Here is a 20326-nt window from a genome sequence, read left to right as displayed (position 1 = left end):
GTAAAGTCATCTATCCGTTTAGTCAATCCGCGCGTTATCGACTACGCACTCTTCGCGCAGCATCTCGACGAATGCTTGCTGCACAGCCGTACCGAGCCAATCGCTGCGTACGGTGTAGCCGACTGCCCGGCTTGCCTCCGGCATCTCGAGTTCCAGCGCGACGAGCTCGCTTCCCGGATAGGCGTCGCGAATCTGCGCACGCGACAACAGCGTGACGCAATCGCTCTCCTTCAGCATCGCGATCATCATGGCGAGCGAACTGGTCTCGAGCACGAGGGGCGGTTTGACCGGCAGTTGCCCGAAGATTGAATCGATCACCGCGCGCCGTGGCACGTTGTGCTGAGGCATCACCCAGTCGTAATCGGCGAGGTCGAGCGCGCCGACTGCCTTGCGCCTCGCCAGCCGGTGCCCCTTTCGCACGGCCACCACGTATGGATCGGGAAACAGTTCTGTCTCCTGCACGGACCCTGTCAGCCGAGGCTCGCGCAAGCCGCCCACAATAATGTCGATCGATCCGCCGCGCAGTTCGCGCAGCAAATGCGCATGAGCGCTCTCTTCCACGGTGACACGCGCAGCCGGATAGCGCTCGCGTAACCGTTGAATGGCGCGCGCAACGAGGCGCGGCGGCATCAAAGGCAAGACACCGATCGCTACCTTCCCGGTGAGTTGCCCGCGGGCGTAAGCCAGATCCTCACCAGCCTGCGCGATCTCGTAGAGCGCCAGGCTCAGGCAGCGCGCGAATTCAATCCCCGCGAGATTTGCCGAGACACTATGCACACGCCGCCTGTAGAGCGACACACCGATGTTCTGCTCGATCTGCCGTGCTGCGCGATGCACGGCCGGCTGCGAGATGGCCAACGAGAGTGCCGCTTCAGCCGCCGAGCCCGCGTTGGCGATCGCAATGTGGCAGCGCACCTGTGTATCGGTCAGACGGCGGCAGATCTTGGCCGCATTCGATACGGCAGACTGGCCAGTCACATTCATCACGGCACGCTCGATCTGATCGATCATGCGCCGCACGCGCCGTTGCAGTATCACCCCCTCGTCGGTCAATTCGCTGCCGCCGAAACCGCGCTCGAACAGTTGACCGCCGAAGCTCGTTTCCAGCTTGCTGATGGCGACGCTCACCGCCGGCTGTGTCCGTCCCGCGCGGACCGCTGCCTGCCCGATCCCACCGGCTTCGCACACCGCATCAAACAGAAAGAGACGCCTCAATCGCGCCAGATCGTCGTCCGACGACGCATGCTCAGCCGCCTTCATCGCCCCTCCCGCTCAACTATGTAAAAACCCTTAGATTAACGGAAATTTATGCCCGATGCGCCACTTCGTATTGAGGACTTCGAGCTCATCGCGCTTACAGTAGCGCTCATTCCATTGCAAAGTTTTCAGCCAGGAGCAACTTCATGTCTGTGATCATCGACACGCACACTCACGCAATTTCCCCGGATAAACAACGCTATCCACTCGCGCCGGTGGGCGGTCATCAATCGGAATGGTCGGCTAAGCGTCCCGTCAGCTTTGAAGGATTGCTCGCCTCTCTGGACGAAGCCGGCATCGATCGGGCCGTGGTCGTGCAAGCCTCGACGGTATATGGCAACGACAATAGTTATGTGGTCGAAGCGGTACGCAGCCATCCCGATCGCTTCGCGGGCGTGTTTTCGATCGACGTTCTGGCCAGCGACGCCGTCACGCAGATGCAGCGCTGGCTCGACGCAGGCCTCTCCGGCATGCGCCTTTTCACGACCGGCAGCACGATGCCCGGGCAGGCAGGCTGGCTCGACGACGAGCGCTCTTTCCCGGTATGGGAATACGCGCAACACCACAACGTGTCGATCTGTCTGCAGATGACCGCGCAAGGCATCCCCGCCCTGCTGAACATGCTCACGCGCTTTCCGGACATCCGCGTGCTGCTCGACCATCTCGCCCGCCCTGAGCTCGCCGGCGGTCCTCCGTATGAAGCAGCCGCGCCGCTTTTCAGCCTCGCACCTTACCAGGGCGTGTACCTGAAGCTCACGAATCGCACCATCGCCGAAGCCGCACGTGGCGCATCGACGCCGAGCGCGTTCTTTCCCCGCGTGCTCGACGCGTTCGGCGCACATCGCATTGCGTGGGGCTCGAATTTCCCGGCCGCCGAAGGCACGCTGCCGCAATTGCTCGCAGAAGCTCGCGAGAGCCTCTCGACCTTGCCCGCCGACGCGCGCGAAGCGATTTTCGGTGGCACCGCACGTACGGTTTATCCGGCGCTCGCCGCCTGATTCGTCCACTCCGAACAGAACAGGAAACCGCTTGTGAGCACCTCTATCCAGCCGCCGCGCCTGAATACCGCGCTGAAGACCTATTCGCACACCCAGGCGTTGAAAAGCGGCAAGCTGACCGACCCGGCCGTCGAGTTGATATTCGCGGACATCGAGCCGATCCATCGCGCGTTCGCGCCGATGGCACGTCGTCAGGCCTACGATGTCAGCGAGTTGGCGATCGTCACGTACCTGCAGGCGAAGGCCTATGGCAAACCGCTCGTGCTGTTGCCAGCAGTCGTGGCGGCACGCTTTCAGCAAGGCTGCATTATTTATAATGCCGAGCGCGGCAAACTCGATGTGAGCAGTCTCGCAGGCAAGAAAGTCGGCGTGCGCGCCTACTCCCAGACCACCGGCATGTGGGTCCGCGCCATTCTCGGGCAAACTTACGGGGTGCCGCTCGACCAGGTCAAATGGGTAACGATCGAAGGCGCGCATCTGGAAGAGTATGCCGACCCGTCTTTCGTACGGCGCGCCGGCGCCGACAAGAAGCTGCTGACGATGCTCCGCGACGGAGAACTCGACGCGGCCATTCTAGGCAACGATCTGCCGGACGGACCGGAATTCAAACCGCTGATCGACAATGCGGCCGCCGCCGACCGGCAATGGTATGCGCGTCATCACTATGTGCCGATCAATCACGTGGTCGTGGTGACGAAAGCGGTGGCCGATGCCAATCCGCTAGCCGTCCGCGCCGTATATGACCTGTTGAGCCGGGGCAAAGCAGCGGTCGCCGCACAGAACGCCGGCAAACCCGACAAACTTCTATTTGGCTATGACGCGCTGCGCGGGCCACTCGAAGAGACCCTTGCATTCTGCGAGGAGCAGCAATTGCTGCCGCGCAAGCTGACCATCGACGAGATTTTCGCTGACAGCTTCGACATCCTGGGCGACGCAGGACGCTAGCCGTGAATTCGTCCGTTCCACGATTCCTGAGCGAACCCGAGTTCGCCGCAGTCTGTTAAGGAGACACCATGAGCTTGCCCGGCAAGTCCGCCGCCTCGACACCCGGGGAACGCCCGCCGTTCTATCGGGACCTGTCTTTCCAGGTACTCGCCGGGATGACGCTCGGCGTTGCCACGGGTTACTTCTTTCCGAAGTTCGGCATCAATCTGCAACCCGTAGGCGACGCATTCATCCGCATCATCCAGATGCTGATTGGACCGATCATCTTCTGCACGGTGTGTAGCGGGATCGCGGGCGTCAACGACTTCAAGAAGGTTGGCCGCGTCGCGATCAAGGCGCTGATCTATTTCGAAGTGGTGACCTCGCTCGCACTGGTGCTGGGGCTCGTGGTCATCAATGTGCTCAAGCCAGGCGTCGGCATGAACGTGGACATGCATAGCGTGCACTCCGCCGCTGTCGATACCTACGTCGCCAAAGCTCATCACGTCGTCACGACGAGCGAATTCCTGCTGAACGTGATTCCGCACACGGCGATCAGCGCGTTCGCCGGCGGCGACGTGCTGCAGGTGCTGTTCTTTTCCGTGCTGTTCGCATTCGGGCTCGCGGCAATGGGAGAGCGCGCACAGCCAGCCTTGAACCTGATCGATGCGGTGTCGGGCTCGCTCTTCTGGATCATCGGCCTGACGATGAAGATCGCCCCGCTCGCCGCTTTCGGCGCGATCGCGTTCACCGTCAGCAAGTTTGGCTTCGGCACGCTGATCTCGCTCGGCAAACTCGTACTCGAGTTCTATCTGACCTGCGCGCTTTTCATCCTGCTGATCCTGTGGCCGATCGCGAAAGTCAACGGTTTCAGCCTGCTGCGTTTGATGCGATATATCGGTGCGGAGTTGTTGCTCGTCATTGGCACGAGTTCGTCGGAAACGGTGTTTCCGCAATTGATCGACAAGCTGGAACGGCTCGGCTGCGAAAAGTCGGTAGTTGGTCTAGTCCTGCCGACCGCCTATACCTTCAACCACGACGGCACATGTCTGTATTTCGCCGCGGCCGCCGTGTTTCTCGCGCAGGCCACCAACACGCCGATGACCTGGCATGACCAGTTGGTGTTGCTCGCCGTCCTGCTGCTCACGTCCAAAGGCGCAGCGGGTGTCTCCGGTGCTGCGATTGCCGTGTTGGCTGCGACGCTCGCGGCATCGAACACGATACCCGTCGAATCGATCGCGCTGATTCTTGGTATTCACAAGGCTATGTCGAGTGGATTCGTGTTCACCAACATCGTCGGCAATAGCGTTGCGACCATCGTAGTCGCAAATTGGGAAAAGGCCCTTGACCGCGGCGCACTACGTCATGAGCTGAAAACCGGCTTCAAACCAGCAGACCCGCCGCCCGCCCGCCTCACTCGCACCACGAGCAGTCAGACCGGCAACTAGCAGCGATACCCTACGGACCGGTGGCATGAATGAAAAGCTGCCACCGGTTCGGTGAAAGCCGTCAACAGAGCTTGAAAGCAAAGTATTTATTTAGTCATACGAATCGTATGACCGGCGCTGACATCGGCAGACGCCGCACACACAACGACACCAGATCGGAGACATATTATGAAAACAAAAGTTTGGAGATCCCTCGGGATTGGAATATCGGCGGCGGCTGGTATGCTGAGCGCATTGCCAGCACAAGCGCAATCGAGCGTCCAGATATATGGCACGGCGGACGGCGGCGTTCGTTACCAGACCAACGCAGCGAAAGGCGGCGGCTCGGTAGTGACAATGAATTCGAACGGCTATTACAGTTCGAACAAACTCGGCTTCCTCGGAAAAGAAGATCTGGGCGGTGGCTGGAACGCGCACTTTCGCCTCGAAAGCGGCTTCAATCTCGGCAATGGGCAGCTGGACAATACCACTGGCACGCTATTTAACCGGCAGTCGTTCGTCGGCATTGGCCATACGCGGTACGGCTCTCTGGACTTGGGCCGCCAGTACACGATCTCGCACGACATCATCAGCATTTACGATCCGTTCGGCTTCCACTTCACGCCGATCCTGCCGCTGACTACCGCCTCCGACGGCACGCGGAACAACAACGCCGTGAAGTACAAGAACACGTTTGGGCCGTTGCTGTTCGAAGTGGACAACTCGTTTGGCGGCGTCGCGGGAAACTTCAGCAGCGGAGCAACGCGCTCGGTCGGCATGAGCTACAGCGCCGGTCCGGTCGACGTCGGCGGCGTGTACGGACACCGCAACATACTGACCGGCATGACGTATACAGGCGACAGCTACTACATGGCGGGCGTCGGCTACAGGATCGGTCCGGTACGCGTATCTGGCGGCTTCATGTCAGAAGATCTGCAAAATCCGGCCGCCCCTCACCAGGTGACCAATAACGCGTTCGGTGGTCTTGCGTGGACCATCAGGCCGGACATTATTTTCAGCGGCGGCTATTACCAGACCACCGTATCGACCGATAAGGCCAGCCGCCGCGGTCTTTCGATCGTTTCGCTCGCGTATCTGCTGTCCAAGCGCACGACGCTCTATAGCGAAGTCGATTACACGTCATACAGGCACGCGGTGGTCAGCACACTGAACCCGACGGGCGCGTCCAGTCAGACAGCCGTCACCGTCGGTATCGACGTCCTGTTCTAGCACCTCAGACGTCAACACAGACGCGCGCGATCTATGCGCGTGAAGCGAACGGGGCGCAAAGGCGCGCGAAACTCGCCGCACATCGCGCGGCATGTGATGGGCAAAGCGGCGAAGGTGGGTCCGACTTCCACCGGCATTTCGGGTCACTTCCGGGCAGCCGATATCGAAGCTCGCATCCGGGAACCGTCGGGCATCATGCCAAGATTGTTTCCCAACCTTCTGAACGCCGAGGATGTGCGGGACATCACGCGCTATGTCACCCTCCGGATAGTCACGCTTCGCTGCATTACGAAGACACCTTCATTCCTCGCGAATGAATAAATTCCGCGAATTTCCAGCACTGCAATTGGACTACAATCAAACGTATCGCAATACGATCGCTTGACTCAATGCCCAAGGCATCTTCCGCAGCGGCGCCAGCGTCGCGTGACGCATCTTCCGAACGCTCTTCCCTGTTCATCGGGTCTACCGAAAAGACATTCCGGGTGCTCCACGCGTTCGATGGTGCGAGCCGCCACATGACGCTTGCCGACATCGCCAAGGCGTCGGCGCTCGACCGAAGCGCTACGCAGCGCATCGTCTATACGCTGGAAGCGCTCGGTTACCTGTCGCGTGTGCCGGAGACGCGTAATTACCGGCTCACCACCAAGGTGCTCCAGTTCTCTTACAACTACATCCGCGCCAATGAACTGGTCGACAAGGCATCGCCCTATCTGCTGGACATCAGCCGCCATCTTGGCGAGACGACAAATCTGCAGGAAATCGACGGGAAAGAAATCGTATTCGTCGCGCGCTTTCCCGGGCGCCATCTCTTCAACGTCGACATTGCATTAGGAGCGAGGCTACCGGCCCTCTTCACCGCGTCCGGCACCGCCATTCTTTCGCGCCTGCCCGAGAAACAACTGAAGGCCATCATCGCCCAAACGCGGCTCGAGCGAATGACGCCGTATACGGAGATCGATCCGAAGAAACTGCTCGAACGGATACGGCAGGCATCGCGCCGTGGTTATGCGATCGTCGAGAACGAAACGGTGCTGGGAGATATCTCCGTTGCCGCACCCATCACGGATCACGGCGGCGCCGCGGTGGCGGCGATCAACATTTCCGTGCCTACGACTCGCTGGACAGTGGAACGCGTCGAGGCGGAATTGGCCAAGCATGTTCAGGTGGCCGCGACCTCGATCTCGAAGTCGCGCCTGCCCACCTCCCATCGCTAACGCGTGACGCGTTGGGGCAAACCTCTGCGCGTCACTCGCGACCCTCGAAAACAGCAAGCTGCTTCTTGAGCTCGGCCCGCAGCTTATTCGCCAGCGTCGCGTCGGCACGCACGAGCGGTGCAAGCACGTCGGGCGCGTTCACGCCGATGAGATCCATCACCGACTTCATCGGACCGGGGTTCGTTTCGGCGAAGGCCAGATTCATCAGCGGAATCAGCGTGCGATGCAAGGCAAGCGCTTCCGGGGTCTTTCCCGCGCTGGCGAGTTCGTAGATACGGCGCCACGCGCTCGGCAACAGAGAAGCCGTCACGACGATACCGCCGCGCGCGCCTGCCGCGATATGCAGCGGGAACAAGGTGTCCTCGCCGCTCAGGACTGCGAAGCTCTCATCGACGCCCGCCACCACGCGCAGGAAATGCCACATGTCGGTGTTGCACGCTTTCATGCCGATGATGCGTTCATGCTGCGAGAGTTCATGAATCACTTCCGGTGTGATCGCAATGCGCGTGCGGTACGGAATCTCGTACAGCAGGATCGGCACCGGCGATTCATCGGCATAGCGCATGAAATAGTCGCGAATGCCGGCCTGCGTCGGGTTGGTGTAGTACGGCGTCAGGACCAGCAAGCCATCGGCGCCGGCTGCGGCGAAGTCTTTCGCCGCCTTGATCGCATCGTGATACCCCGGGTCGAGCACGCCCGCGATAACGGGCACGCGGCCTGCCGCTTCGCGCGCCGTCACTTCGACCATGCGTACGCGCTGCTCGCTTGAAAGTGCGCCATACTCGCCCGTGCCGCCAAGCGGCAGAACTCCGTCAATGCCCTGCGCGAGCAGATAGCCCAGCAGCGCGCGGGTGGCTTCGACGTTGATCGTGTCGTCCGGATGCACCGGAGTGGGAATAGCCGGCAAGATGCCGTGCAAGGATTGAGACGTCAACGGCATACGGATTTCTCTTTGTTTGAAAGGCTCAGGAGGCCGTTCCCCGGCGCCGTAGGCGATCGGCGACCGAGATCAGGATCGAAATGAAGACGAACAGGCAGGTGGATACCGCCGCGATAACCGGCGAGATCTGCATCGTCGTTTCGTCCCAAAACTGCTTGGGCAGCGTGGTGCTGAGACCGCCCGACGAAAACAGCGCAATCGTCAGTTCGTCGAACGAAGTCGCGAACGCAAACAGAAACGAAGACAGCATCCCCGCACTGAGAATCGGGAACGTGACGCGCCGCAGGGTCGTGAACGGCCCCGCGCCCATGCTTTGCGCGGCCAGGTCCAGACGCGTGTCGTAATTGCGCAGCACCGCCATCATGGTGATCACCACATACGGCACCGCCACCACGGTATGCGCCAGCACCAGCCCGAGCGACGAGCCCACCAGTCCGATCTTCGCGAAGAAGTAGAAGATGCCCACGGCGAGAATCATGCGCGGGACCACAATCGGCGCGAGCACGAACGCGAGCATCGTCGCGTTCCAGCGCAATCCGCCCCGCACCAGAAGAAACGCGACCGGCGTGCCGACGGCCATGGCCAACACGCCCGTGCCGACGCCAACGACGAGCGAACGCGTCGCGGCCTGCATCCACAGCGGCGAGTCGATCACCTGCTGGTACCACTGCAGCGATACGCCATGCGGCGGCCATGCAAGGCCCGACGCGGAATCGAACGACAGCGGAATCATCAGGAACGCCGGCGCGCTCAGGAACACGATGATCAGCAGCACGACCGTGCGCAAGGTGCGGCTCGCACCGTCACCCGCACGCTTGCGGCGCTTCGGCAGCAGGCCGATGAGCGCATCAGTGGCGTTGCCGAGCACCGTGAGCAGCGCGTCTCCGAACTTGCGGCTCAGCCCGCCGCCGCGTTTCGGAGCGCGCGCCGCGCTGCTGCCACCCGTCATCGTCGAGAGGCCGACCATGCGGTCGTACACGACGAAGACCACCAGCACCACCGCCAGCAGCAGCACCGAGATCGCACCCGCGAAACCCCAGTTCAGCGCCTGCAACACCTGATCGATGATGAGCTGCGTGATCATCGTTTCGTGGCGGCCGCCAAGCAGCGTCGGCGTGATGAAAAAGCCGATCGCGGTCACGAACACCATCAGTGCCGAAGCGAATACACCCGGCAGCGAGAGCGGGAAATACACCTTCCAGAACGCGGTGCCCGGTCGCGCGCCGAGTGTCGACGCGGCGCTCGGCAGGCGGCGATCGATGTTCTCCATCACCGAGAGCATCGTCATGATCGCGATCGGCATGAGTGCGTGCGTCATCCCTATGATCACCGCCGGCAGGTTGTAGAGCAACCCGAGCGGCGAGTCGGCGAGGCCCAGATGCGCGAGCGCCCAATTGATAACGCCGTTGCGGCCGAGCAGCACGACCCAGGCGAAGGTGCGAACCAGAAAGCTGGTCCAGAACGACAGCAATACCCAGTACAGCAGCCGGTTCTTGCGCTCGCGTGTGAGCGTCGAAATCAGGTACGCCACCGGATAGCCGATCAGCACCGAGAAGAAGGTCGTGAGCAGCGACACCTTGAGCGTCACCCACAACACGTCCACATAGACCGACGAAGCGAACAGCCGCTTGTATTCAGCCAGCGTGAAGCCGCTCTGGTTGTGAATGCTCAGCAGCAGCAGTTGCCCGACCGGATAGATCAGGAACACGGCGAGCAGCACGACGACGGGCGCGGCCATCGCGGCGACGCGCAGCTTCTCGCGCGAGCGCCGGCTGCGCGCGGGTCGTGCCGGCCCGGCTTCGGTCTGCGCGGCAATGGCGGAGTGGTTCATGTGCTTACCCCGCAATTGCGACGGCGTCGGCGGGCGACCACGACAGCGTGAGCGTCTGACCGATCTCGTACTGCGCGCCGAGGCGTTGGGTCGGGAACGACGCGATCAGCGCCGACGCATCCGCGTCATGCTGCCGACGCTGCATGTAAAGCCGGGTCATGCCGCCCGTAACCATGATGTCGGTCAGCTCCGCCGACATCGATTCGACGCCGGCGCCCGAGCCGTCATGGGCATTCACGCGCAGATTCTGCGGACGCAGCATGAGTTTGATGTCCTTGCCCGACTGCACCTGCGGGTCATAGACCATGGCCGCACCCTTGTCCATACCTTGTATCGCGACGCGCACCTGGTCGCCCTGGCGCTCCGTGACGCGCGCATCGAGCAGATTCGATTCGCCGAGGAAGTCTGCGACGAATACGCTTTTCGGCCGGAAATACAGCTCCGCGGGCGTGCCGAGCTGTGCAATCGAACCCGCGTTCATCAGGCAGATGCGATCCGACATTGTCATCGCCTCTTCCTGGTCGTGCGTCACGTAAATGATCGTCGTACCCAGCTCACGGTGAATGCGCTTGATCTCCAGTTGCATGTGGTCGCGCAGCTTCTTGTCGAGCGCGCCCAGCGGTTCGTCCATGAGAATGATCGACGGCCGATAGACCATGCAGCGCGCGAGCGCGATGCGCTGCTGCTGCCCACCCGAGAGCTCGCGCGCATAGCGGCCCGCCACATGCGGCAGGTGCACCATCTCCAATGCCTCGGCCACGCGCTTCTTCACGCTCGCCGCATCGACCTTGCGCATCTGCAGCGGGAACGCGATATTGTCGGCCACCGTCATGTGCGGAAACAGCGCGTAGTTCTGGAACACCATGCCGATGTCGCGGTCATACGGCGCGCCGTCGGTGACGTCGACGCCGTTGATGCGGATCGAACCGCTGTCGGCCTGCGCCAACCCCGCGATCAGACTGAGCAGCGTAGTCTTGCCCGAGCCGCTCGGCCCGAGCAGCGTGAGGAACTCGCCCTGCTTGACGTCGAGGTCGGTCGGCGCCAGTGCGACGAAATCGCCGTAGCGCTTGCCGAGGCCGGAGATCTGGAGATTGATGCTAGCCATACGGGTCACTTCCTTGGTGAACAATGCCGACCGTTAGGTGAGAATCCAGCGGTTGAAACGCTCGAGCGCCGCGCTTTGATTCTCCTGCCAGTACTTCGCGTTGATCTGCACGCCGGTCTTCATGTTGTCAGGGAACGTCGGGCAGTTCCTGGCCTGTTCCGGCTTCACGTAGTTGAAGGCTTCCGGCTGCGTGAGGCCGGCCGGGAAATATTCGACCAGCGCGGCCTGACGCTTGGGATCGCTGGCGAACTTGATGAACTCGCGGCAGGCGGCGGCGTTCGGCGTGCCCTTGAGAATCGACCAGTTGTCGCAACCCCAGATGTTCTGATTCCAGACGATGCCCACCGGCGCGCCCGACGCCATCGCCGACTGCGCGCGCGAGGCCCAGGTCGCGACCATCGCGACTTCGCCGGAGTTCAGCATCTGCTCGACCTGCGCGCCGGTGTTCCACCATACGTCCACCTGCTTCGAGATCTTGTCGAGGCTCGCGAACGCACGGTCGAAGTTGATCGGGTACACCTGACCAGTCGTGGCGCCGTCGGCCATCATCGATTCTTCGAGCGTATCGAACGGATACTTGCGCAACGCGCGGCGGCCAGGGAAGTCCTTCACGTTCCACAGGTCCGCCCACGAGCTGGGCGCTTTGCGGCCCTTGAAGGCATCGGTGCGATAGGCGAGCACCGTCGAATAGACGTTGGTGCCTACTCCGTACGGCGACATGTACTGCTTCGGAATCTTTGCGATGGTCGGATCGGATTCGAGATTATGCTTTTCCAAATACTCCTTGCCGCCCGAGGTGAGCAGCAGGATGGCGGGCTGGCTGATCTTCGCCATGTCCCACGAATAGGCTCCCGACTCCACCATGCTCTTGATCTGCGCGGTCGGCTCGGCATTGGCCTGCACGCCCACCACTTCGATGCCGGTCTGCTCGAAGAACGGCTTGTAGTACACGGCGCCATAGGCCTTCGTGTAGATGCCGCCGTCATCACGCACGACGATGCGCTTGCTGGCCGCGCGCGCAGGCGTCCAGATGAACGGAAAGGCCGTCGCCGCGACGCCTGCGCCGACGGCTTTGATCGCCGAGCGGCGTGCGGGGTTGAGGATCGTCTTCTCGCTGTCGTTCTTGTACTTCGGCTTCATGGTGGTCTCCTGCGTTAAGCGGATAGCCGCGGTAGGCCGGCGAAGCGGCTCAATGGAGCGGATCGGGGATGAGACGCCCCGGGTTCATGAGATTGCGCGGATCGAGCGCCGCCTTCACGGCGCGCATGATCGACAGTTCGGCGCCGGACTTGTAATGCGCCATCTGCGGCAAGCCGGTCTGGCCGATGCCATGCTCCGCGCTGAACGTGCCGCCGAGCGCATGCGCCGCGTCGTTCACGCTGCGGCGCATCGCGGCGCCTGTCGCAGCCGCATCCGCAAGCGCACGCCACACATCGAACGGGTACATCGGAATGAAATGGATATTGCCGTCACCCATATGGCCGACGATCACGACGTCGATTTGCGGGTCGAGCGCGCGCACAGCCTGCGTGGCCTGTTCGATGAACACTGGCACAGCGGACACCGGCACCGCGCAATCCGTCGTCAGGCCGACGCCCGCCTTCTTGTTGGCTTCGGTCACGCTGTGACGGATGTCCCACAACGCGGCGCGCTGCCGGTCGCTGCTCGCGACGATGGCGTCCTCCACGAGCCCGGCTCCCACCGCCTGTTCCAGAGTGGCCTGCAGGGCCGCTTCCATGTCGGCCGCGCCTTGCGTGTCCGCGAGTTCCACAAGGACGTGCCAGTCGTGCGCGCCTTCGAGCGGCTGACGGCGATTGGCCACATGTTCGACCACCAGTTGCAATTGCCGCGCGTTCATCAATTCGAATGCCGTCAGGCGAGTGCCGCAATTCGCCTGAAACAGCCCGAGAACGCGCTGCGCGGCTTGTGGATCGGTCGGCGCGAACCAGGCCAGCGCGTGGTGAGTCGGCAGCGGATGCAGCTTGAGCGTCGCAGCGGTGACGATGCCGAGCGTGCCTTCCGCGCCGATGAACAATTGCTTGAGATCGATGCCGGTGTTGTCCTTGCGCAGCGCACGCAGGCCGTTCCAGATAGTGCCGTCGGCCATTACCACTTCGAGGCCCAGCACGTTCTCGCGTGTGTTGCCGTAGCGCAGCACGCTGGTGCCTCCCGCATTCGTCGAGAGCGTGCCACCGATCTGACACGACCCTTCGGCGCCCAGGCTCACGGGATAGAGCCGCCCCACTTCCGCCGCCGCGTTCTGCACGGTTTGCAGCACGCAGCCGGCTTCCACTTCCATCGACCCATTGGCCGCATCGATGCGGCGGATGCGGCGCATGCGCGCAAGACTGATGATGACTGGCGGTGTCCCATCGGCAGCGGGAACCGCGCCGCCGCACAGGCTGGTGTTGCCGCCTTGCGCGAGCATTGGCACGCCCTCGGCGGCACACTCGCGCACCACCGCCGCCACCTGTTCCGTCGACGACGGATGGACGACACACAGCGCCGCGCCGCGATAACGACCGCGAAAATCTTCGACGAAGCCTTCCATCTCCGCAGCGGCGACAATGACCGCGCCATCGCCTAGCAGAGTTCGAAAACGATCAATCAATCCGGTTTCAGCAGTCAAGGCAGACCCCATGAGTCGGGGCATGCGTCCCCGTTCGAACAAAGCATACGAGCGTCAAAATTGGAATAAAATCACAACAATTGCATTGCGATCAGTTTGTTTTTTCCCTATCAACTTGTTTCGCATAATCAGTAACTTGGAGTGTCCATGATTTTGCCCGCACGGCGATCAGATGGGTTGATTGATGCGGCCATGCGAAGGTCGGCGTCCTGCTCATTCGCGTCGGGCTCCGCATGCCCTGTCAGTCTCCTCTTTGCGTGACGACACAGAGGCCACCGTCAGGAAGCTCTTCTTCATTACGTGATCCTACTTATCTGCCATGTGGCGATTGCGGATGCACGGACGGTCTGCACAATCGTTCTGGTGCCTCTGCTCCGTGCATGGCATCCGGTCAGTCAACGGTTGACCGGAATGCGCGCAACTGTCTGTCAACGCAGGCGCGACGTCAAACCAGGAATATTCACGAGGTGGTGATATTTCGTCACACTGCCACCTGCGCAAACGCGTCAGCGTGGGCCACATTATTTTGAATCGTTGTATTGCACGTAAAGCGCGATTAAATTGCCACGTAATGAATGTTCAGAATCACCATGCGCAAATTCAAGATCCCCAACATGGGTGCGCTGCTGGCTTTCGAAGCGGCCGCGCGGCATGAGAGCTTCACTCATGCGGCGAAAGAGTTGTTCCTCACGGAGAGCGCGATCTCGCGCCAGATCGCGACGCTCGAATCGAATCTCGGTGTGCGGCTGTTCGTTCGCGCCAGGCAGCGCGTGGTGTTGACGCGCGCCGGCCGCATCTACGGCACGCAGGTGCGGCGCTCGCTCGAACAGCTCGACCGCGATACGTTGTCCATCATTGCCCACGGCAGCGGCGGCGGCTATCTGGAGCTCGCGGTGCTGCCCACCTTCGCGTCGCAGTGGCTGATTCCGCGCATCAAGGATTTCTACGACTGCACGCCCGACGTGCGCGTCAACATGGGCGTGCGCACGGAGACGTTTTCGTTTACGGATTCGCACTTCGAAGCGGCTATTCACTACGGCAAGCCGACGTGGCCCGGCACGGCGGCCGATTATCTGTTCGGCGAGGAAGTGGTGCCGGTGTGCAAGGCTTCCCTGCTCGATCAACCGGTCAGGCAAGCGCACGAACTGCTCGCCTATCCGCTTCTGCATTCCACCACGCGCCCTGACGGCTGGACGCAATGGTTCGCGGGGCTCGGTGTCGAAGACGCCAGCACGATGCACGGCGTGCGCTATGAACTGCATACCATGGCAATCAACGCGGCCGCAGCGGGACTGGGCATCGCGCTCGTGCCGAAGTTCTTCGTGAACGGACAGCTCGGGCAACTCGGACTCATCGTGCCGTTCGAAGCCAGCACCAAGGTCGATTCCGCGTACTACCTCGTCTATCCCACCGAGTTGAGCCACAGCAAGCCGCTGGAACAGTTCCGCCTGTGGCTGCTACAACAGGCGAGCCAGTATGACGCGCAGTCGATCGGCGACACGTCGAGCCCTTTGTGCGGAGCGTCATGAGTTTTCTGAATCACCTGGTGTTGTTATTTCGTTTGGCCCAATGCGCGCACAGCCCGAACATTGGGAGAAGCCTTCCAGGCGCGGCCCACGGACGTGCGTCGAAGGTGCACTCACCCGTCCTTCTCGCAGCGCACTGCCGTGCGGCACGCGCCGGTTTCACTTCTCGCAGAAAGAGTTTTCGATGGCAAACGAACGAAACAAGCCGTCCGCCGCTTCGCGCCGCGACTTCATCCGTCTTGGCGTAGCCGGCGCAGCCGGGCTGGCGATGCCGGCCATCTGGACGTCGGCGAAAGCCGCTGCACGCAGGCTCGTGGTCCGCGATTCCGGCGGCGTCTATACCGACATCTACACCCGCACGCTCTACAAACCGTTCCAGCAAGCCACCGGCATCGAGGTCGTGGGTGTGGCTTCGGGCGCGGAGCCGACCGCGCAGATCAGGAGCATCGTCGATACCGGGGCGAAGACGTGGGACATGGCCGAACTGAGCTTCCCGGCGGTGTACCTGTTGTCGCGCAACGGCAAGACGTACCTGGAACCGGTCAAGCTCGAAGGCAACGCCACGGTCGCGAAGATTCCCGCGCAGTTCGTCGACACCTGCGCGATCGGACACAACGTCTATTCGACAGTGATGACCTACCGCAACGATGCGCTCAAGGGCGGCAAGGCGCCTTCGTCGTGGGCCGATCTGTGGGACGTGAAGAACTTCCCCGGCCGGCGCGCGCTGCGCAAGTTTCCGTTCGACACCATCGAACAGGCACTGATGGCAGCCGGCACGCCCACAGGCAGCGTGTATCCATGCGATCTCGACAAGGCGTTCGCGAGCCTCGATCGCGTGAAGCCGAACATCGACATCTGGTGGACGACCGGCGCACAGTGCGAGCAGATCCTGCGCTCAGGCGAGGTGGCCATGGCCGCGAGCTGGCTCGCGCGCGTGCTGCCCGCCATCGACGCCGGCGCGCCGCTCGCCATTTCCTGGGGCGGCCACATTTATGGTCCGCAAGGCTTCGGCATCCTGAAGGGCGGCGACAACATCGATGCATGCCGCCAGTTCGTCGCTTTCTGTGCCGACCCGAAACGCCAGGCGGAAGTCGCGAGCGCGCTCGCCGTCGGCCCGACGCATCCCGATGCATTCCAGTTCATCGACGCGAAGCGTGCAAAGAACCTGCCGACCTATGCCGATAACTTGCGCCGCGGCGTGCGCATCGACCCGGCCTACTGGCCCGCGCATCAGGACGTCGCAATCGAACGCTTTAACGAGTGGGTATTGCGTTGAGCGCCGTTGAATTGGCCCGTCTTCGCCTGATTGCGCCATGAGTCTGCTCTATTCATCCACGCGAGGCTTCGCCAACGTCGCCGACTATCGGCAAGCCGCACGCCGGCGGCTGGCGAAGATCGCCTTCGACTATCTCGACGGCGGCGCCGAGGACGGCCACACGCTGGCGCGCAACCGCTCCGCGTTCGCCGGCGTGCATTTCACGCCCCGCGCGATGGTGGACGTCTCGCATGTCTCGCCCGCCGCACAGCTTTTCGGTTATGCGGCAGCCGCGCCGATGACCGTCGGGCCGACCGGACTGAACGGACTCTTCTGGCCGAAAGCCGACGAGTTGCTCGCACGCGCCGCAATGGCCCGCGGCGTGCCGTTTGCGCTGTCGAGCGCCTCGACGTCGCTACTCGAAGACGTGCGCGAGGCCGCGCCGCACGCCGAACTGTGGATGCAGCTCTACGTGCAGAAGGACCGCCGCATCGCCGAGAGCATCATGCGGCGCGCGTCCGAGGCGGGCTACACGGCGCTGCTCGTCACGGTCGATACGCCCGTGCATGGCAAGCGCGATCACGACATCCACAACAACTACCGCCTGCCCCTGCCGATCACGCCTCAACTGATCCTTGATCTGCTGCGTCATCCGCACTGGGCCTTGCAGATGGCGCGCCAAGGCACACCGCAGCTCGTCAACCTCGCGAAGAGTCTCGGCGAAGCGCCGGACCTGCAACGTCAGGCGGCGGCGCTCGCGCGTCAGATGGATCTCTCGCTCGCCTGGTGCGACATGGCGTGGCTGCGCAAGCACTGGAAGGGAGCGCTCATCGTCAAAGGCATCATGTCCGTCGAGGACGCGTGCCTTGCGCGCCAACACGGCGCCGACGGCATCGTGCTTTCCAACCACGGGGGCCGTCAGCTCGAAGGCGCGCACGCACCGATCGAAGTGCTGCCGGCGGTGGCCGACGCGCTCGGCGATTCGCTGCACATCCTGCTCGATTCCGGCGTGCGACGCGGCGCCGACATCGTCAAGGCCGTCGCGCTCGGCGCGCGCGGCGTACTGCTCGGCCGCGCGCCGCTCTATGGGCTCGCCGCGCGCGGCGAGGCCGGCGTCAATCACGTCCTTGCGCTGCTGTGCGAGGAGATGGTCACCACGATGACTCTGCTCGGTTGCACAGGCATCGATACCTTGCACGAGCGCATTGCCGGTGCGCAGCCCGGCACGTCGCGGGCCGCGTCGGCGCCTGCCGTCAAACCGAATGTCACCATTGCTCCCGGAGCCGTCCGATCATGAAACTGATCGAACCACTGCGCGACATCGGCAACGACACCGTCCAGACGAACCGGGGCATCGCCGATTTTCCCCGGGACGAACTTCGTGACTCGGCGATTCCCGGCTAGCCCCTCGGCTACCAAACGTCATCGAACCGGCTACTGCCGGTAGCTGTGCGCGCGCCGTCGATGACTTGTGTGACTCCTTTCTATTGCTTTACGTGCGCGACAATATAGCCCCAACGCTCATTGTGTTGATTGATGGTTAGCACGGCGGTAACTTTATCCCCTTCTGCCAGCACTAACCGCTGCTTTGTCAGGACCTTATGCGGGCAATAGACGTTCTGCGGAAAATCTGGATGCGACAGGAATAGCGTGCCCTTTCCGACCTTGCTCATGACCGTCATCTCCCAGTGACGGGACCTGAGTTCATTTTCAATGACCAGTCGAGCGGTCGGATCATTCAAGGCCGCCGCGGTGTATTTTCCTTGCGCCCCGGTCCTATCCGCCGAGGGTTCGGCACCTTTGAGGTAAAAATTCCATTTCTTTGGGTCGGAATCCGGATACTTGGGGTCCGACGCAATGACAAGTTCGCTTTCAAAAACTCCGCTCTTCTTCAATCCGTCCGGCAGATGCCTGTTCTCACAAAAAATATTGTTAGGAAAAGACTTATTGACCAGCTTGGCTGGCCTGTACGGGTCGGGGTCGTCATCCAGCCGTAGCTCCCACACTTTCCCCTTCAGCGCCTGGGCGATACGCTGTCTCTGCGTGGGATCTAACAGCAAATTGCGCAGAAACTTCGGGGCATCATTCGTCTCACGCCTGCTATCACGATCCTGCAGCGGGTTTCCAATGATGGAGGTGTCCATATTCCAGTGAACTGCGAGCGCAGGATGAAATACGATCTGCTCTCCTGCCTTCACTGAGAAGCCCTCGTAATTCAGATGTTTAGCGCGGTAGCTATTGTTGATGTGAAGGCCTATCGCGCACACATCCCACAGCATTTTGAGTAGCTCACGCACTTGGGCATCGATTCGAGAAGCAATTCTGCTCCGCAAGCTTCGAATCCGCTCCAGGATCAAAGCCTTATCATCTTCGCTGCCGGCTTTGGAGAGTGCTTCGAAGAGACCGTTGATTTGGGAATCTTCAGCATTTTCGTGCGGCTGGATGATGTTCATGATGAGATCTGTAAACCGTTCCCTGCCCATCGTGGGCGACTGGGCCTCATCCTTGATCGCTTCAAAAATTCGAGTGATGTTAGGAAAAACTGTCCGCATCCCGTCGATAACCTGTTCGTAGTAATACGAAGCAAATTCCTTCCGTGCTTGTATGAACACGTGGTAATCGCAACGACTCTTTCCGCTGTTGTTCTTTTTTCGCAGCGCAACCATGCACTCCTTGAGCAATTCAATGACATCGCGGGGGGTCCGCGACGTGTGCCTGACGAAACACTCGTAGGAGCTGTAGTACTCGACAGACCGGCCCCACGTCTGATTGGAGCTTAGTGCATTGGGGTTGCTTGGATAGAATGGCACGAACACATCGACCCAAAGGTCCTCGAAGGCGCGCTCTGTCCCGCTACCCGTCGCTTGCGACAGTCGCGCAGCGATTACTTCCTGCAACGTGCTTTTATCCCACTCAGGCCTGACGATGTAACTTAGATACTTCGCCTTGTTGGTAGTTGCAAACTGAGTTTCAAAGATATCGTCCCTCAATATGACGACTGGCTTGATGCCCAGTCCACAACCGGACGCTGTGGTCATGTTATCCAGCAACCACGTCGAAGCGCTAAACAGGCTTTCTATCAATTCCGGATATTCTTTTGCATTCTTCTCGCGGTACTCCTCATCGAGCTGATCGAACGCGATCACGACTTCCGGCTTATCCCCCAACTCCAGATAGAACTCAACCATTTCTTCCTGAAGTCGAACCAGCGATTTGTCGGCATCATCCGTGGACGTGGGAGCCGATAGGCGGTCATTGACGAATCCTACTACTGCGCTGGCGACCTTGAATGGATTAACGGGCAGCACGGCGCCTACTGCGGTCAGTGCCGCGGCAATCACATCACCAGCCGCGTCGACGTGAGGTTTCTCGAGAGATTCGTTGATGAATTTGAAAAATCCACTAGCAGCACCGGATTTCGAATTCTTTTCCGCCTTCGATAACCGCGCGCGAACTTCATCGGAAAGCTTGTTGCTCGCCAGTAGCACGGAGATTGCAGAAGTAATGAACAGAATAACCCAGATGGGTTTGTAGCGCGCTTGAGTGAAGGACGAGGCACCGAGCTTGTAAACTTGTTCGAAATCAAAGGCCTCGAAGGAAAACACGCCACCCGGCCGTCCCTCCTTGATCAAAGCCCGGACCAGGGCAGATTTGCCCACACCTTTGCGACCGATAACAAAGCATTTACGGTTGCCAGCAATTTCCCGATAGGCGTCGGTTGGAACAAAAGTACCCGAGTCTCGCGCGGCTTCCTGATCCCAGGAGTCCACACAGGATGCGAGGACATCTCGATTCACTGGCTGCGGGGAGATGACATGCGTGATCTGCGCGGTTCTATGCCCCGAGTCGGATTCAATGGAGTTAAACGCCACATAAACTTCAGCGTCGTCCATCACAGGCAGGTCACAGGAACCCGCAGACACCATGTATTCCTTACCGTCATCCCCAACGACTTTCCCATTCTGCTGCACTTTGCCGTACATAGTT

16 protein-coding genes are annotated in these 20326 nt (G+C 61.2%); 9 read left to right on the top strand and 7 right to left on the bottom strand.

Annotated elements, in window-relative coordinates; genetic code table 11:
* Positions 1–18 precede the first annotated feature (18 nt).
* Positions 19–1260, bottom strand: coding sequence for a LysR substrate-binding domain-containing protein (locus CIC12_RS31750; RefSeq protein ID WP_168670358.1), 1242 nt, complete (start codon positions 1258–1260; stop codon positions 19–21).
* 143 nt (positions 1261–1403) lie between these two features.
* Here CIC12_RS31750 and CIC12_RS31745 point away from each other — a divergent pair, with 143 nt between their 5' ends.
* From CIC12_RS31745 to CIC12_RS31720, 6 genes are all read left to right on the top strand, one after another.
* Positions 1404–2255: an amidohydrolase family protein gene (locus tag CIC12_RS31745; RefSeq protein ID WP_168670356.1), complete on the top strand. Its 852-nt coding sequence runs from the start codon at positions 1404–1406 to the stop codon at positions 2253–2255.
* A gap of 33 nt (positions 2256–2288) precedes the next feature.
* Positions 2289–3200, top strand: coding sequence for a hypothetical protein (locus CIC12_RS31740; RefSeq protein ID WP_168670354.1), 912 nt, complete (start codon positions 2289–2291; stop codon positions 3198–3200).
* 68 nt (positions 3201–3268) lie between these two features.
* Complete coding sequence (gene dctA, locus CIC12_RS31735) at positions 3269–4627, top strand: C4-dicarboxylate transporter DctA (protein WP_168670352.1); 1359 nt, start codon at positions 3269–3271, stop codon at positions 4625–4627.
* Between the two features lie 222 nt (positions 4628–4849).
* Entirely contained in the window at positions 4850–5836 is a 987-nt protein-coding gene (locus CIC12_RS31730; protein ID WP_238812988.1) for a porin, read from the top strand.
* Between the two features lie 33 nt (positions 5837–5869).
* A complete protein-coding gene (locus tag CIC12_RS31725; protein ID WP_168670348.1) occupies positions 5870–6157 on the top strand; it encodes a hypothetical protein in 288 nt (95 codons plus the stop codon).
* Positions 6158–6225: 68 nt separating this feature from the next.
* Positions 6226–7053 (top strand): IclR family transcriptional regulator, encoded by an 828-nt coding sequence (locus CIC12_RS31720; RefSeq protein WP_168670346.1) that lies wholly within the window; start codon positions 6226–6228, stop codon positions 7051–7053.
* A gap of 31 nt (positions 7054–7084) precedes the next feature.
* Here the strand turns inward: CIC12_RS31720 and dapA are convergent, their stop codons facing one another.
* From dapA to CIC12_RS31695, 5 genes are all read right to left on the bottom strand, one after another.
* Positions 7085–7993 (bottom strand): 4-hydroxy-tetrahydrodipicolinate synthase, encoded by a 909-nt coding sequence (dapA, locus tag CIC12_RS31715; RefSeq protein ID WP_174772264.1) that lies wholly within the window; start codon positions 7991–7993, stop codon positions 7085–7087.
* A 25-nt stretch (positions 7994–8018) separates the two neighbouring features.
* The gene (locus tag CIC12_RS31710) at positions 8019–9731 is read right to left on the bottom strand and encodes an ABC transporter permease subunit (protein ID WP_168670405.1); all 1713 of its coding nucleotides are present in this window, start codon (positions 9729–9731) and stop codon (positions 8019–8021) included.
* A gap of 97 nt (positions 9732–9828) precedes the next feature.
* Complete coding sequence (locus CIC12_RS31705) at positions 9829–10929, bottom strand: ABC transporter ATP-binding protein (RefSeq protein WP_168670344.1); 1101 nt, start codon at positions 10927–10929, stop codon at positions 9829–9831.
* A gap of 33 nt (positions 10930–10962) precedes the next feature.
* Entirely contained in the window at positions 10963–12069 is a 1107-nt protein-coding gene (locus CIC12_RS31700; protein WP_168670342.1) for an ABC transporter substrate-binding protein, read from the bottom strand.
* 49 nt (positions 12070–12118) lie between these two features.
* Positions 12119–13570 (bottom strand): FAD-binding oxidoreductase, encoded by a 1452-nt coding sequence (locus CIC12_RS31695; protein ID WP_168670403.1) that lies wholly within the window; start codon positions 13568–13570, stop codon positions 12119–12121.
* A 578-nt stretch (positions 13571–14148) separates the two neighbouring features.
* Between CIC12_RS31695 and CIC12_RS31690 the strand changes: the two genes are divergently transcribed.
* The 3 genes from CIC12_RS31690 (at position 14149) to CIC12_RS31680 (ending at position 17636) form a co-directional block, all read left to right on the top strand.
* Positions 14149–15087, top strand: coding sequence for a LysR family transcriptional regulator (locus CIC12_RS31690; protein ID WP_168670340.1), 939 nt, complete (start codon positions 14149–14151; stop codon positions 15085–15087).
* A 181-nt stretch (positions 15088–15268) separates the two neighbouring features.
* On the top strand, positions 15269–16360 hold the full coding sequence (locus tag CIC12_RS31685; protein WP_168670337.1) for an ABC transporter substrate-binding protein: 1092 nt from the start codon (positions 15269–15271) through the stop codon (positions 16358–16360).
* Positions 16361–16397: 37 nt separating this feature from the next.
* Positions 16398–17636, top strand: coding sequence for an alpha-hydroxy acid oxidase (locus CIC12_RS31680; protein ID WP_168670335.1), 1239 nt, complete (start codon positions 16398–16400; stop codon positions 17634–17636).
* A 187-nt stretch (positions 17637–17823) separates the two neighbouring features.
* Here CIC12_RS31680 and CIC12_RS31675 read toward each other — a convergent pair whose 3' ends face one another.
* On the bottom strand, positions 17824–20322 hold the full coding sequence (locus CIC12_RS31675; protein ID WP_168670333.1) for a P-loop ATPase, Sll1717 family: 2499 nt from the start codon (positions 20320–20322) through the stop codon (positions 17824–17826).
* Between the last annotated feature and the right edge of the window lie 4 nt (positions 20323–20326).

The organism is Paraburkholderia sp. SG-MS1 (genome assembly GCF_012275575.1).
Taxonomy (GTDB): domain Bacteria; phylum Pseudomonadota; class Gammaproteobacteria; order Burkholderiales; family Burkholderiaceae; genus Paraburkholderia.
This window is presented reverse-complemented; position numbering and strand designations above follow the sequence as displayed.

What these genes read in the sequence shown, in the direction of transcription:
- CIC12_RS31750 (WP_168670358.1), bottom strand. Translation starts at nt 1,260, where the DNA reads ATGAAGGCGGCTGAGCATGCGTCGTCGGACGACGATCTGGCGCGATTG.
- CIC12_RS31745 (WP_168670356.1), top strand. Translation starts at nt 1,404, where the DNA reads ATGTCTGTGATCATCGACACGCACACTCACGCAATTTCCCCGGATAAA.
- dctA (WP_168670352.1), top strand. Translation starts at nt 3,269, where the DNA reads ATGAGCTTGCCCGGCAAGTCCGCCGCCTCGACACCCGGGGAACGCCCG.
- CIC12_RS31730 (WP_238812988.1), top strand. Translation starts at nt 4,850, where the DNA reads ATGCTGAGCGCATTGCCAGCACAAGCGCAATCGAGCGTCCAGATATAT.
- CIC12_RS31725 (WP_168670348.1), top strand. Translation starts at nt 5,870, where the DNA reads ATGCGCGTGAAGCGAACGGGGCGCAAAGGCGCGCGAAACTCGCCGCAC.
- CIC12_RS31720 (WP_168670346.1), top strand. Translation starts at nt 6,226, where the DNA reads ATGCCCAAGGCATCTTCCGCAGCGGCGCCAGCGTCGCGTGACGCATCT.
- dapA (WP_174772264.1), bottom strand. Translation starts at nt 7,993, where the DNA reads ATGCCGTTGACGTCTCAATCCTTGCACGGCATCTTGCCGGCTATTCCC.
- CIC12_RS31710 (WP_168670405.1), bottom strand. Translation starts at nt 9,731, where the DNA reads ATGGCCGCGCCCGTCGTCGTGCTGCTCGCCGTGTTCCTGATCTATCCG.
- CIC12_RS31705 (WP_168670344.1), bottom strand. Translation starts at nt 10,929, where the DNA reads ATGGCTAGCATCAATCTCCAGATCTCCGGCCTCGGCAAGCGCTACGGC.
- CIC12_RS31700 (WP_168670342.1), bottom strand. Translation starts at nt 12,069, where the DNA reads ATGAAGCCGAAGTACAAGAACGACAGCGAGAAGACGATCCTCAACCCC.
- CIC12_RS31695 (WP_168670403.1), bottom strand. Translation starts at nt 13,570, where the DNA reads ATGGGGTCTGCCTTGACTGCTGAAACCGGATTGATTGATCGTTTTCGA.
- CIC12_RS31690 (WP_168670340.1), top strand. Translation starts at nt 14,149, where the DNA reads ATGCGCAAATTCAAGATCCCCAACATGGGTGCGCTGCTGGCTTTCGAA.
- CIC12_RS31685 (WP_168670337.1), top strand. Translation starts at nt 15,269, where the DNA reads ATGGCAAACGAACGAAACAAGCCGTCCGCCGCTTCGCGCCGCGACTTC.
- CIC12_RS31680 (WP_168670335.1), top strand. Translation starts at nt 16,398, where the DNA reads ATGAGTCTGCTCTATTCATCCACGCGAGGCTTCGCCAACGTCGCCGAC.
- CIC12_RS31675 (WP_168670333.1), bottom strand. Translation starts at nt 20,322, where the DNA reads ATGTACGGCAAAGTGCAGCAGAATGGGAAAGTCGTTGGGGATGACGGT.